Genomic DNA, 13,008 nt, shown 5'->3' on the forward strand with positions numbered 1-13,008 from the left:
TCCGCAAGCCCCCGCGATCGCGGGGCGGGCGACCTAGGCTCGGGGCGTGACCTTCCGCGATCTGCTGCGCTCCCTGCCGTCCATGCCCTCCGAGCTGCCCGACTTCGATGCGGAGGCGGCTCCGGCCGATCCGGTCGAGCTGTTCGGGCAGTGGCTGGAGGCGGCGAAGGACGCCGGCCAGCTCCTCCCCCACGGCGCGACGCTGTCGACCGCCGACGCCGACGGGACCGTCTCGGCGCGCGTGCTCGTGCTCCGCGACATCGACGACGCCGGCTGGGCGTTCTCGACCCACGCCTCCAGCCCCAAGGGGCGCGCGATGGCGGCGAACCCGCACGCCGCGCTGACCTTCTTCTGGCCGGTGCAGGGCCGGCAGGTCCGGGTGGAGGGCCGCGTCGAGCGCGCGTCCGCCGAGGAGTCGAAGAAGGACTTCCAGCGGCGCTCGGTGGCCGCGCGCACGGCGCTGCTGGTCGGCCGGCAGAGCGAGCCGATGAAACGCGCCGAGGACTTCGACCTGGTGACACTGCAGACCGGCGTCGCCGTCGCCTGCTCCCCCGCGACGCTCGACCGCGACTGGGCCGTCTACCGCGTCGTGCCCGAGCGGATCGAGTTCTGGCAGGGCTCGACCAGGGCGGAGCAGGACCACACCCGCCTGCTGTACAGCGCCACGGACGCTGCGGGAACGACGGACGCAGGAACGACAGAGGCGGGCGGCTCCCCGTGGGAGCGCACCCGCCTCTGGCCGTGACGGCGCGGCCCTCGGGCCGCCGCCGCCCTACTTCTTGGGGCTGAGCTGCTCGATGATCGCCTGGGCGACGTCGTGCATGGTGAGGCGGCGGTCCATCGACGCCTTCTGAATCCAGCGGAACGCCTCGGGCTCGGAGAGGCCCATCTTCTCGTTGAGCAGGCCCTTGGCCCGGTCGACGAGCTTGCGGGTCTCGAAGCGCTCGACCATGTCGGCGACCTCGGCCTCGAGGGTGAGGATCTGGGCGTAGCGGGAGAGGGCGATCTCGATCGCCGGCAGCAGGTCGTTCGGCGTGAACGGCTTGACCACGTAGGCCAGCGCGCCTGCCTCGCTCGCACGCTCGACCAGCTCCTTCTGGCTGAAGGCGGTCAGCAGGACGACCGGGGCGATGTGCGCCTTCGAGAGGCGCTCAGCGGCGGAGATGCCGTCGAGCTGGGGCATCTTCACGTCCATGATCACCAGATCGGGGCGCAGCTCGGTGGCGAGGGCCACGGCCGTCTCGCCGTCGCCCGCCTCACCGACGACCTCGAAGCCGTTGTCGCGGAGGATCTCCACGATGTCCATGCGGATGAGCGATTCGTCCTCTGCGACGACGACCCGACGGGGTGCGGTCTGCGGAGTTTCCTGGTCTGTCACGCCGAAGAGCCTACGGTATTCTCGACAGGCTCGTGATGAGCCGGTGTGGCGGAATGGCAGACGCGGGGCACTCAAAATGCTCTGTCCGAGAGGGCTTGTGGGTTCGAGTCCCACCACCGGTACCGCAGGCGCCCCGCGCGCGTCGCCGCTTCGCTAGCGTCGTCGGATGGACGATTCCTCCGCGGCCTGGCCGCTCTTCTCCCTCGTGCTGCGCACGCCGCGCCTCGAGCTGCACGCGGTCCGCGACGCCGATCTGCCGGCCCTCGCCGCGGCCGCCGTCGCCGGGATCCACGAGCCCGGCCGCTCGCCGTTCCCCGCGGCCTGGGCCGAGGTGCCCGCCGAGCAGCTGCCCGCCGATCTCGCCCGCTACCAGTGGTCGCTCCGGGCGGCGACGCGGCCGGACTCCTGGCGCGTGGCCTTCGCGATCGTCGAGGACGGGGCGGTGATCGGCTGCCAGGACCTGCTCGCCGACGAGTTCGCGGCGCGGCGCACCGTCTCCTCCGGCTCGTGGCTCACCCGCGCGGCTCAGGGCCGCGGCCTCGGCCGGGAGATGCGGGCGGCGGCCCTCCTGCTCGCCTTCGACCACCTCGGTGCGGAGGTGGCGGAGAGCAGCGCGCTGGCGTGGAACACGGCGTCGATCCGGGTGTCGACCGGGCTCGGCTACGAGCCCAACGGCACCCAGCGCACGGTCGGCGCCGACGGAGTGGCGGTCGAGGAGGTCCGGTTCCGCGTCACGCCCGACACCTTCCGCCGCCCGGAGTGGGAGCTCGAGGTGTCCGGTCTCGAGGCGGCCCGTGCGTTCCTGATCGCCGGGCCGGCGGCGGACTCCTAGCGAGAGACCGACCGGGCCGAGCCGCTCAGAACTCCGCGAGGCTCCCGCGCAGACCGCCCCCGGGGTACTCCCGCCGCAGGATCCCGCGGCGGCGCAGGATCGGCACCAGCTCGTCGAGCATCCGGTGCAGCGTCACCGGGTGGAAGTCGCCGGAGAACGCGACGCCGTCGTTGTCCGCGTCGTCGCCGAGCTCCTGGACGAAGTCGGCGACCTCCTCCGCGGTGCCCACCACTCCGCCGCGGTCGGCGATCAGGCCGAGCCGCGCCTTCGCGGTGAGCAGGGCGCGCAGCGGGGCGTCCTCGTCGGCACCGCCGTAGAGGCCGGCGATGCTGCCGCGCGAGACGTGCTCGCCGAAGACGGACGGGTCGATCGGGCGATCGAGGTCGAGCGCGGTCAGATCGGTCTCGAGGTCGCTCGACCAGGCGGCCGCGGCGGTGAGCAGCGCCGCGTCGTCGGGGTGGGCGGAGGCGTCGACGAGACGCTGCGCCTCCTCCCGGCTCGACACGATGATCGGCTTGAAGACGAAGAGGATCGTGAGGTCGTCGGGGTTCCGGCCGTGCGCGGCGGCCGCGGCGCGAGCCCGCTCGCGGTAGGCGCGGACCGTCGCGGTGTCGAGCGAGGCGAGGGCCAGCTGGATCTCGGACTGCGCGCCGGCGAAGTCGATACCGCGCGGCGAGCCGCCGGGCGAGACGATGACCGGCTCGCCCGGGCCGGCGGCGGCCGAGGAGGACCCGGTGCCGAACGGCAGCGCGTTCAGCGGGCCGTCGAAGGAGTAGTGCGTCCCGCGGTGCTGCAGGGCGTGCAGCCGGTCGCCGTCGGCGAAGCGGCCGGTCGCCTCGTCCTGGATGAGCGCGCCGTCGTCCCAGCTGCGCCAGAGCTCGCGCAGGGAGTCGAGCCACTCGTGCGCGCGGTCGTAGGCGCCGTCGTGCGGCAGCGGCTCGAGGCCGAAGTGCCTGCTGCTGCCGACGTCGGTGACGACGTTGAGCCCGAGCCGGCCGCCGCTGAGGTGCTGCAGCGTGGCGAACTGGCGCGCCGCCTGATACGGGCTGTAGGCCATCGGGTTCACGGTCGGCGCGACGCCGAGGTGCTGCGTCGCCTCGAAGAGCGAGGGCGCGAGCAGCAGGGGATCGTGCTTGGGTCCGCCGTAGGCCCGGCGGATCCGGAGGTCGAGGGTGCTCGCGTTCCCGAGCGACAGCGCGTCCTCGATGATGACGAGGTCGAAGCCGGCCTGCTCGAGCTCGCGGGCGCTGCGCCGGTAGACCTCCGCCGTCGTCCAGGAGTGGTCCCACTCCCAGCCGGGCTGCCCCCAGGCCTGCGGCCCGAAGCCGCGGGAGAGGAACCAGGCGAAGTGCTGCGGCCGGCTCACGACGCCTCCGCCAGCACGAGCGGCCGGACGGCTGCGGCGCGCAGCCCGAGCTCGAGGTCGGCGAGGAGGTCCTCGACGTCCTCGATGCCGATGGAGAGCCGCAGCAGACCGGGGCCGATCCCCGCGGCCTCGAGCTGCTCGGCGGTGCGGCCGACGTGCGTGGTCGAGGCCGGGTGCAGCACGAGCGAGCGGACGTCGCCGAGGTGGGTCATCCGGGTGAAGAGGCCGAGGGCGTCGGAGAAGCGGCGCGCCGCCTCCTCGCCGCCGTGCAGGGTGAAGGAGAAGACCGAGCCCTGCCCGCGCGGCAGCAGGCGGCGGGCGAGCGCGTGCGAGGGGCTGGAGGCGAGTCCGCTGTAGTCGACGCTCGCGACCTCGGGCCGCTCCTCCAGCCAGCGCGCGACGGCGAGGGCGCTGCGCGACTGGTGGCGGACCCGCAGCGACAGCGTCTCGAGCCCCTGCTCGAGCAGGAACGCGGTGAGCGGCGAGACGGTCGGCCCCATCCGGCCGGCGACGACGTGGCGGGCGTAGTCGGCGAAGGCCCGCTCGGGGTCGCCACCGCGCTCGATCGCGGCGGCGAGGTGCGGGTACTGCGTCGTGCGCCAGTCGAAGCGGCCGCCGTCCACGATCACCCCGGCGATCACGGCGCCGTGCCCGGCCAGGAACTTGCTCGCCGAGTGCACGACGATGTCGGCGCCGTGCTCCAGCGGGCGGAGGAGGTACGGGGTCGCGAAGGTGTTGTCGACGACCACGGGGACGCCGGCGCGGTGCGCGACCTCGGCGACGAGCCGGACGTCCACCACGTCGTTGCGCGGGTTCGGGATCGACTCGATCAGGACGGCGCGGGTGCGCGGGGTGATCGCGGCGGCCCAGGCGAGCGGATCGTCGGCGTCCTCGACGAACGTGGCGCCGACGCCGAGGCGGGCGAGGTTCTCCAGCAGGAGGTTGCGGGTGCCCTCGTAGAGGCTCGCGGCGGCGACCACGTGGTCTCCGGCGGAGGCGAGCGCGAGCAGCGCGACCGAGACGGCTGCCTGGCCGCTGCCGACCAGGAGCGCCTCGACGCCGCCCTCGAGGGCGGCGAGGCGGCGCTCGACGGCGTCGGTGGTCGGGTTGCCGACCCGGGTGTAGGTGTAGCCGTCCGCGCCGGCGAAGCGGTCGCGCGCCTCGTCGAAGGAGTCGAAGCTGAAGCCGGCCGTGAGGTAGATCGGAGTGCGCCGCGCGTGCAGCGCGTCCTCGACCGCTCCGGCGTGCAGCTGCCGGGTCGAGAAGCCCCAGCCGTCCTCGCTCGCGTGCCCGTGCCGTGCCATGATCCGCCTCCCTCGTGCCCGCCCTCCGGCAGTGGGCACCACCGTGGCAGAGGAGGGGGGCGGCGCGTCGGGCGGTTACCCGGCGTTACGCCGGAGCCGCCGGAGCGTCACCAGAACATCGTCCCCGGCGCGCCCTTGAACGGACCGACCACGCGCGAGGTGATCCAGCCGCCGTAGAAGTCGCCCGGCTGCGGCTGCACGGTCTCCCCGTCGACGGTGCAGGAGTCCATCCGCCCCGGGTAGAGCGCGACCGTGTCGACGAGCTGCTCGAAGCCCGGCATCGGCTCGGGGTAGATCCAGCCGGCCGCCTCGGCGACGGCCTCGCCGCCGCGGACCGTCAGGTAGGAGGCCGCGCCCTTGAACTCGCAGATGCTGCGACCGGGGGCGGGCTCGAGCGCGCCGTCGGCGAACGCGCTGCGCGGCAGGTAGTAGACGGGCGGGTGGCTGGTCTCGAGGACGCGGAACGCCTCCCGGGTGTCGGCGACGACGACGCCGCCGAGCCGGACCACGACGTGCTCGGAGGTCGGCTCGACCCTGGGCGGTCGCGGGTAGTCCCAGACGGATTCCTGTCCCTCAGCGGGGGGTGTGCGCTTCATCCGGACCACGCTACGCGGGCGGGCGGCGGCGCCTCTCCCGCTCCCAGGCGATGCGCGGCCGGGCACGTCGGAGGTCCGCGGATCACCGCCGGGACGGCACGGGGTCGCCGCGGTCGCGTAACGTCGACCTTGCGCCGGAATCCCGAGACCGCGCGCAGAAGGATTACACGCGTGCCCGAAGAATGCATCCACGGTCTGGACATCGCTCTCTGCGACGTCTGCTCCCCCGCCAAGCTCCCCGAGCCGCAGGGCCGCACCCGGGCTCCGGTGCGCGTGCCCGGCACGTCCCGCGCGGCCACCGCTCGCGCCGCCGCCCGCGGCACCGCCCGCGAGAAGCCGCTCCCGCAGGTGGACATCACCGCGCAGCGCATCTACCACGTGACCCACCTCGACAACCTCGAGGCGATCGTCGCCGCCGGCGCCGTCCTGGCCGACCAGTACCTCGAGGGCCGCCCCGCGGTCGACGTCAGCGCCGAGACGACCCGCGAGCACCGCCGCGCCGTCCAGGTCAAGGACGGCGTCAGCGTCGCCGGCTACGTCCCGTTCTTCCTCTCCCCCGACGCCGCGCTCTGGGCCGACCTCCGCGGCGACCGCGTCCTGCCGCACTGGTCGCCCCGCGCGCACACCACCACGGCGTCGCAGTTCGTCGTCCTGGTCGGCTCGCTGTCCTCCGCCCCCGTGCTGAGCGACGGCGACGCGTCGCACGTGCTCACCCGCTTCACCGAGGGCGACGCGCTCGTCCGCACCTTCGCGCGGCTCCTCGTCGACGAGCCCGCGCTGCGCAGCGCCGAGGCACTCGTGCCGGACCGCTTCCCGATCGAGGAGATCGCCGTCGTCGGCGTGCCGTCGGTCACCATGAAGAACAAGGTCAAGGCGATGTTCGAGAACAGCGGGGCCACTCCCCGCGTCGCGGTCTACCCGCCCTGGTTCCACCCGGTCGCCGAAGAGGAGTGACTCTGCGGGGTGACGCGGCGGAGCCGGCCGGAGCGGTCGGCTCCTACGCCCCCTCGAGCAGGTCGAGCCGGTCGGCGAGGTAGCGCTCGAGGGGCATGAGGCCCTGCTCGCCCAGGCCGGGCGCCCAGCGGACCACCACCCGGTCGCCGCGGAGCGACAGCGGCTCCTGACCATCGGCGAGGCTCTCGGCGTCGATCGCCAGGCGGCGCCAGCCGTGGTTGACGATCTCGCCCTGCTGGAAGGGTCCGTCGAAGGCGGCCTTCCGGATCTCCCGGCGCGCCTCCTGCGACTCCGACTGGTTGTTGGCGTGCAGCGGGGCCACGGAGCGGGTGACCGAGCCGGTCGCGAAGACGTCGCCGTCGTGCCCGAGCAGCAGGACACCGAGTCGCCAGGCCCGGGTGACCGGGGCCATCACGGGCGCGCGGCGGAAGCCGAGGATCGCGCGCGGCCGGCGGAGCTCGGCGAGGGCCTGATCGGGCACACCGCGGAGCTCGAGCTCGACGACGGTCTGCGCGAGCAGCTCCTGCAGCGCGGCGGCGGCGCTCATCGCCTCGTCCGATGCCGTCATCGACCCGCGCTCCCGTCCGCTCCCCTGCACGCGACCGCGTCCGGCCGGCTCCACCAGCCTAGGACGGCTGACGACGGCGGCGAGCCGGGGTCCGGAGACGCCGACGGCGCGCCCGCCCCGGAGGGTGGACGCGCCGTCGGGGCGGATCAGATCGCCGAGGCGAGGACCTCGTCGAGCTTCGCGGAAGCCTCCTCGTCGGTGGCCTTCAGCGCGAGCGAGAGCTCCGAGACCAGGATCTGGCGGGCCTTCAGCAGCATGCGCTTCTCGCCGGCCGAGACTCCGCCGGCCTGCTCGCGGCGCCACAGGTCGCGGACGACCTCGCTGACGCGGTAGACGCTGCCGCTCGCCATCTTCTCCTGGTTGGCCTTGAACCGGCGCGACCAGTTGCTGGCCTCCTCGGCCACGTCGCTGCGGAGCACGTCGTAGACGGCCTGCACACCGGCGTCGTCGATGATCTCGCGCACGCCGACGAGCTCGGCGTTCTCGACGGGCAGGGTGATCGTGAGCTCGCTGGTGTGCACGTTCATCGTCATGAACGTCTTCTCGACGCCCTTGACCGAGCGCTTCTCGAGCCCGGTGATCGTCACCGCTCCGTGGTGCGGGTAGACCAGGGTCTCGCCGACCTCGAATGTCATCATGTCGTGCCTTTCATCGTGGGGCGTGGTGGGAGGGAGGAGGAGTCCGGGGCCCGCAGCGGCGCGTCGGCCAGCCAGGGCGGGAGGAGGGCGACGAGCTGCTCGACGAGCTCCTCGTCGGTGCCGTCGAGGCCGCCAGCGAGCCAGGCGCCGACCACGGCGAGCACGCCGCCGGCCGCGAAGGTCGCCGTCAGCTCGGGATCGACGCCGGCGGGGGCGTCGACGCGGGCGAGCACCTCGCGGTGGAGCGCGAGCACGGTGTCGAGGACGGCGTCGTCCGAGGCGACCCGGGCTGAGGCACGGGCGCGGAGCCGGGCGTGGAAGGCGTGCCGGTCGACCAGCCGGTCGACGAGGCGGACGTAGCCGCGCCGGAGCGCGCGGGCGCCGGTGCGGTCCGCGGGGTCGGGAGCGGCGACGTCCGCGACGACGAGGTCCTCGCGGAGGAGGGCGGAGGCGACGGCCGCCGCGTCCTCGAAGTGCGAGTAGAACGAGCTGCGGCTGATGCCGGCCTCGCGGACGATGTCGCTGACCGCGATGCCCTCGGCACGGCCGCCGTCGGTCTGCATGACGAGCCGCTCGACCGCGTCGAAGACCCGGCGGCGGGTGCGGCGCGTGCGCGGATCGGCCGACGCGGGCCCGGGGGTGACGGGTGCCTCCACTCCGTGCGGAGAGGCGGCTCGAGCGGAAGACATCTCCGGCAGTCTACCACTTCCCGGACAGGTGTTCGGAAAGCCCGGAGAACTGGTGCGGGGTCGGCTCCGGCTCGCGAGAAGCGGTTCGGCACGCGGGATCCGATGGCTCCGACGTGCGGACGCGTTTCTGCGTGCCGGAGCCGTGCGCGGCTGCTCGCGCCATCACCCGTGGCACGCGGAACCGGCTTCGGCACGCAGAATCGAGCAGTTCCGACGTGCCGGACGTGATTCGGCGAGCCGAACGTGTGCCCGGCCGCTCTCCGGGCCACCTCCGGCTCGCGAGACCGGCTTCGGCACGCGGGAACGAGCTGGTTCGACGTGCCCGACGTGATTCCGCGAGCCGAACGGGTACGCGGCCACTCGCCGCACCACCTCCGGCTCGCGAAACCACGTTCGGCACGCGGAAACGAGCCGATCCGACGTGCCGGACGTGAATCCGCGAGCCGAACGGGCAGTCGGCTGCTCCGCGCGCCACCTTCGGCCCGTGGAAGCGGCTTCGGCACGCGGGGACGAGCGGTTCCGGCGTGCCGGGAGCGATTCCGCGAGCCGGAGGTGCACGGAATGGGCCGCGGCAGAACGGCGGAGTCCGAGCCCGCGGTCAGCTCGCGGCGGTGCGCGTCGCGGCGAGGCGACCGAGGCGGGTACGTGCCGCGCGCTCGCTGGGCGAGACGCGGCCGAGGTACAGCTCGAGGGAGCGCATCAGCAGGCGGGTCGCGGTGATCGCGGGCCACCACGGGCGGCGGAGGCCGAGGAGGCGGCGCACCTCGGGCGACAGCGAGGCGGTGGCGCCGGCGAAGAGCAGCGGGTAGACCACGCCCGCCTCCCCGGGGAGCTTCACCGTCCGGAGGAACTCGACCGCCTCGTGCACGCGCTCGTCGGGGCGCAGCTCGCCCGCGAACCCGGCCAGCTGCTCGCGCAGCTCGGCGACGCTCTCGGGCGGGTTCTCCACCCCGAGCAGGCGGCCCGACGCGGCCCACTCGCGGACGTAGGCGTCGGCGCCGCCCGGGATCGGACCGCCCCACAGCTCGTGCGCGCCGAGGAAGGCATCGGTGAAGGCGTCGTGCACCCAGAGCAGCAGCCGCGGATCCTGGGCCGAGTAGTGCCGCTCGACGTCGGCCGCGTCCTGGTAGGTGCCGACGATCCGCTCGTGCACTCCGGTCACCCAGCGGGCGGCTCCGGAGGCGGTGGCGGTGTCGCCGAAGCTGGTGGTGAGCACCCAGCGCACGGTGTTGTCGAGGCGGCCCATCGGGTCCTCGCGGTAGCGGGAGTGGTCGTGCACGCCGGCCATCGCGCCCGCGTGCAGTGTCTGCATCAGCAGGGCGCGGACGCCGGCGACCATCGTCGGCATCGCGCCGTTCACCGCCCAGACGGCGCTGCCGGGGCCGAAGAGTCCCGCGTCGTCGCCCGTCTCGAGGGCGGCGACCCAATCGGGGCGGGGGCGGGGACGGCGTCGACTCATCCGTCGAGTCTGCGCTCGGATCCTGGGTGCGACCGTCTCTTCCCTCACTCCGCCAGGGGTGCTACAGGGCAGGAGGTTCCCGGCCGCCGGGCTCGTCCGAGGTCCTCGGATCACGCCGGGTGTGCCGGGCCCGCCTCACTCCCCCAGCAGCTCGCGCAGGTCGTCGGCGGTGAGCGCCTGCGCGAACAGGTCGCCCTCGTCGAGGACGGCGGTGCTCAGACGAGCCTTGCGCTCCTTCAGCCGGACGATCTTCTCCTCGATCGTGTCCTTCGCCACCAGCCGGTAGACGTTGACCCGGCGCTCCTGGCCGATCCGGTGCGCGCGGTCCACTGCCTGGGCCTCGGCGGCGGGGTTCCACCAGGGGTCGAGGATGAAGACGTGGTCGGCCTCGGTCAGCGTGAGTCCCGTCCCGCCCGCCTTCAGGCTGATCAGGAACACCGGCGCGGCTCCGGAGCGGAACTCGTCGATCACCGCGCCCCGGTCGCGGGTGGAGCCGTCGAGCTGCACGAACGGGATCCCCCGCCGCCGCAGCCGCTCGGCCGCCCGCTCGAGGTACGAGGTGAAGGTGCTGAAGACGAGCGCCCGGCGCCCCTCGGCCAGCACGTCGTCGAGCTGCTCGATCAGCGCGTCGAGCTTGGCGGAGGGCACGTGCCGGTACGCAGGATCGACCAGCGAGGCGTCCAGGGCGAGCAGCCGGAGCAGCGTGAGGGAGCGGAACACGGTGAAGCGCTGGCGGTCGAGGTCATCGACGAGCCCGAGGAGCTTCCGCCGCTCGCGCTGCAGATAGCCGTCGTAGAGCACGCGGTGGCTCGGGGCGAGGGTGACCTCGAGGGTCTGCTCCTGCTTCTCCGGCAGCTCGGGCGCCACCGCCTCCTTCGTCCGGCGCAGGAGGAACGGGCGGATCCGGCGGCGCAGCCGGTCGAGGCGCCGCCGCGCTCCCTCGGAGTGCGAGACCGTGCGCCCCGCCGACAGGTCCGGCGAGACGATGCCGACCGGCTCGTCCGCGTGCACGATCGGGCGGGTGAACTCCTCCCGGAAGCGCCGCAGCGACGGCAGGAGACCGGGCGCGGTCAGCGCGAGGACCGCCCACAGCTCGTCGAGCGAGTTCTCCAGCGGCGTGCCGGTGAGGGCGAGGGTGATCGGCGCGCCGACGCCGCGGGCGGCCCGGTGCGCCTGCGAGGACGGGTTCTTCACGAACTGCGCCTCGTCGAGGACGAGGGCCGACCACTCCCGCTCGGCCCACTGCTCGCCGGCCAGGCGGAGCACCGCGTAGCTGGTGACCACGACGTCGACATCGGCCGGCGGGGCGGCGAGGGTGTCGCCGCGCCCGTCCCGGGTGCTGGTCACCGCCGCGACCCGGAGCGACGGGGCGAACCGGGCCGCCTCCGAGAGCCAGCCGGGCAGCACCGAGGTCGGCGCGACCACGAGGAAGGGCGCGGCGCGGACTCCGGCGGCGCGCGCCTCCTCCACCGCCTGGAGCATCATCGCGAGGGTCTGCAGCGTCTTGCCCAGCCCCATGTCGTCGGCGAGGATCCCGCCGAGCCCGTGCCGGCGGCGGTGCACGAGCCAGGAGTAGCCCTCGCGCTGGTACGAGCGCAGCTCGCCCGTGAGGCCGGCCGGCGGCTCGACGTCGACCGGCGCACCGGCCGCCAGAGCGTTCTCGAGCACGTCCTTCCAGGCGTCGGAGGCGGTGCTCGCATCGGCGAGCTCGTCCAGCTCCTCCCAGAGCGCGGTCTGGTGCCGGCCGATCCGCGGGCCGGTCTCCCACTCCTCCAGCTCGTCGGCGCGCTGCAGCAGCTCGCGGAGCCGGTCGAGGCCCGGGTGCGCGAGCGAGAGGTAGGAGTGGTCCACGAGCCGGATCCGGTCGCCGCCGTTCGCGAGCGCGCGGAACAGCGGGCCGAAGGGGACGCTCGCGTCGCCGATCGTGACGACGACACCGAGGTCGAACCAGTCGGCGCTCTCGGTGTCGGCCGCGGTGAGAGTGAGGGTGAGCGGTCCGTTCAGCAGCCGGTAGTCGGGCTGCTTGCCCTCGCGCTCGATCCGCACGCCGCCGACGCCCTCCAGGAGCGGCAGCTGCTCAACGACGAAGACCGCCGCCGCCGCGCCGCGCAGGACCGCGGGCCGGTCGACGTCGGGGACGACGTCCGACTGCGCGGCGGCCAGGACGGTCCGGGCGCGGCGGAGGATCGAGTCCTCGAGCACGTCGTCCCCGCCCCCGTCGAGCTCGCGCGCCCGGTCGGGGCGGCGCCGCCAGTGGAAGCCGACGCGGACGACGCGGCGCGGCTCGAACGAGACGGTGCAGACCAGCTGGGGCGGCTCGGGCTCGTCGAGCTCCATCCCGGCGTCCGCGCCCCGCACAGCGACGCGGCCGCGCAGGGTCGGCAGGTGCTCCGCCAGGAACTCGGCGACGTCCTCCGCCGGGATGCCCGTCGGCTCGGGATGGCGGAGCAGCCGCAGCTCCTCCTCATCGAGCGGCTGCGGGGTCGGCGCGAGCAGCAGCGCGGTCGGGTCGCCGGACTCCACCAGGTAGACGCCGTGCCGGGCGATCGGCCGGGCGGCCTCGAGCGGTCGCTCGCCGGCGTCGAGCCGGAGGACGGGGGTGAGCTCCAGGGCGCCCGCCTGATCGGACGCGACCAGGGCGACGTGCGCCGAGGCGGAGCGCGCGAGAGCACCCGCGCCGGTGGTGAGCAGCGGGATGCGCAGGCCCTCCGCCTGCTCGAGCAGCCGCCAGAGCAGCGGGCTCTCGTAGTCGTCGAGGTGGATCCAGTCCGGGTCCTGGCCGAGGTGCACGGTGCGGGTGGCCCGGTGCAGTGCGGCGAACTCGGCGAACCAGCGCTGGTGCGCCGGATCGAGCGAGAGCCGGTGGGTCTGGAAGTTCAGCGACTTCCAGGTGAGGGTCGAGCGGTTCCAGGCGCCGCCGCGGCCGGGCACGACCGGGCGGGTGGCGAGGCGGTGGTCGTCGCGCTCGGCGGGGACGTAGGTCGCGGCGGTGACGCGCTCGCTCGTCGGCGCGCGCCACGGGTCGTCGGCGCGCCGGACCACGCGGCGCAGCTCGAACTGCAGGCCGATCGGCGTGAGCGTCGGAGTCGGCTCTCCGGGCTCGCCACCGCTGAGCTCGCCCACGCGGGCGCGCCAGGAGGCGGCGGACTTCTCGGGAGGCATCGCCCCATGCTGTCACGCCGGTCCGGCACCGATCCGCGGTCGGTGCGGCGCCGGTCACCGCG

Annotated in this window: 12 protein-coding genes and 1 tRNA gene; 4 read left to right on the forward strand and 9 right to left on the reverse strand. The window is 74.2% G+C overall.

Going from position 1 to position 13,008, the window contains the following annotated elements:
* Nucleotides 1-46 precede the first annotated feature (46 nt).
* Nucleotides 47-745: a pyridoxal 5'-phosphate synthase gene (locus tag EDF17_RS11810; protein ID WP_123446253.1), complete on the forward strand. Its 699-nt coding sequence runs from the start codon at nt 47-49 to the stop codon at nt 743-745.
* Nucleotides 746-772: 27 nt separating this feature from the next.
* On the opposite strand, the gene EDF17_RS11815 is transcribed toward EDF17_RS11810, so the two are convergent.
* Entirely contained in the window at nt 773-1,378 is a 606-nt protein-coding gene (locus EDF17_RS11815) for a response regulator (protein ID WP_123446252.1), read from the reverse strand.
* 39 nt (nt 1,379-1,417) lie between these two features.
* On the opposite strand from EDF17_RS11815, the gene EDF17_RS11820 reads away from it, so the two are divergent.
* Nucleotides 1,418-1,500 (forward strand) — tRNA-Leu (locus EDF17_RS11820).
* A 44-nt stretch (nt 1,501-1,544) separates the two neighbouring features.
* Nucleotides 1,545-2,210: a GNAT family protein gene (locus EDF17_RS11825; protein ID WP_123446251.1), complete on the forward strand. Its 666-nt coding sequence runs from the start codon at nt 1,545-1,547 to the stop codon at nt 2,208-2,210.
* A 25-nt stretch (nt 2,211-2,235) separates the two neighbouring features.
* On the opposite strand, the gene EDF17_RS11830 is transcribed toward EDF17_RS11825, so the two are convergent.
* The 3 genes from EDF17_RS11830 to EDF17_RS11840 all read right to left on the reverse strand — a co-directional run bounded on the left by EDF17_RS11830 (nt 2,236) and on the right by EDF17_RS11840 (nt 5,476).
* A complete protein-coding gene (locus EDF17_RS11830; protein ID WP_123446250.1) occupies nt 2,236-3,576 on the reverse strand; it encodes an NtaA/DmoA family FMN-dependent monooxygenase in 1,341 nt (446 codons plus the stop codon).
* Nucleotides 3,573-4,880, reverse strand: a complete 1,308-nt coding sequence (locus tag EDF17_RS11835; RefSeq protein ID WP_123446249.1) for a PLP-dependent transferase — start codon at nt 4,878-4,880, stop codon at nt 3,573-3,575. Before EDF17_RS11835 ends, EDF17_RS11830 begins: the two co-directional genes overlap by 4 nt.
* Nucleotides 4,881-4,987: 107 nt before the next feature.
* The gene (locus EDF17_RS11840; RefSeq protein WP_123446248.1) at nt 4,988-5,476 is read right to left on the reverse strand and encodes a DUF427 domain-containing protein; all 489 of its coding nucleotides are present in this window, start codon (nt 5,474-5,476) and stop codon (nt 4,988-4,990) included.
* Between the two features lie 171 nt (nt 5,477-5,647).
* Between EDF17_RS11840 and EDF17_RS11845 the strand changes: the two genes are divergently transcribed.
* Nucleotides 5,648-6,430: a DarT ssDNA thymidine ADP-ribosyltransferase family protein gene (locus EDF17_RS11845; protein WP_166649661.1), complete on the forward strand. Its 783-nt coding sequence runs from the start codon at nt 5,648-5,650 to the stop codon at nt 6,428-6,430.
* Between the two features lie 43 nt (nt 6,431-6,473).
* Here EDF17_RS11845 and EDF17_RS11850 read toward each other — a convergent pair whose 3' ends face one another.
* The 5 genes from EDF17_RS11850 to EDF17_RS11870 all read right to left on the reverse strand — a co-directional run bounded on the left by EDF17_RS11850 (nt 6,474) and on the right by EDF17_RS11870 (nt 12,946).
* Nucleotides 6,474-6,998, reverse strand: a complete 525-nt coding sequence (locus tag EDF17_RS11850) for a hypothetical protein (protein WP_123446247.1) — start codon at nt 6,996-6,998, stop codon at nt 6,474-6,476.
* 146 nt (nt 6,999-7,144) lie between these two features.
* Nucleotides 7,145-7,633 (reverse strand): CarD family transcriptional regulator, encoded by a 489-nt coding sequence (locus EDF17_RS11855; protein ID WP_123446565.1) that lies wholly within the window; start codon nt 7,631-7,633, stop codon nt 7,145-7,147.
* Nucleotides 7,633-8,325, reverse strand: a complete 693-nt coding sequence (locus tag EDF17_RS11860) for a TetR/AcrR family transcriptional regulator (RefSeq protein WP_123446246.1) — start codon at nt 8,323-8,325, stop codon at nt 7,633-7,635. Before EDF17_RS11860 ends, EDF17_RS11855 begins: the two co-directional genes overlap by 1 nt.
* Before the next feature lie 598 nt (nt 8,326-8,923).
* Complete coding sequence (locus EDF17_RS11865) at nt 8,924-9,784, reverse strand: oxygenase MpaB family protein (protein ID WP_123446245.1); 861 nt, start codon at nt 9,782-9,784, stop codon at nt 8,924-8,926.
* 135 nt (nt 9,785-9,919) lie between these two features.
* Nucleotides 9,920-12,946, reverse strand: coding sequence for a DEAD/DEAH box helicase (locus tag EDF17_RS11870; protein WP_123446244.1), 3,027 nt, complete (start codon nt 12,944-12,946; stop codon nt 9,920-9,922).
* Between the last annotated feature and the right edge of the window lie 62 nt (nt 12,947-13,008).

Origin of the sequence: Rathayibacter sp. PhB1, from assembly GCF_004362935.1 — a bacterium.
GTDB classification, from domain to species: domain Bacteria; phylum Actinomycetota; class Actinomycetes; order Actinomycetales; family Microbacteriaceae; genus Rathayibacter; species Rathayibacter festucae.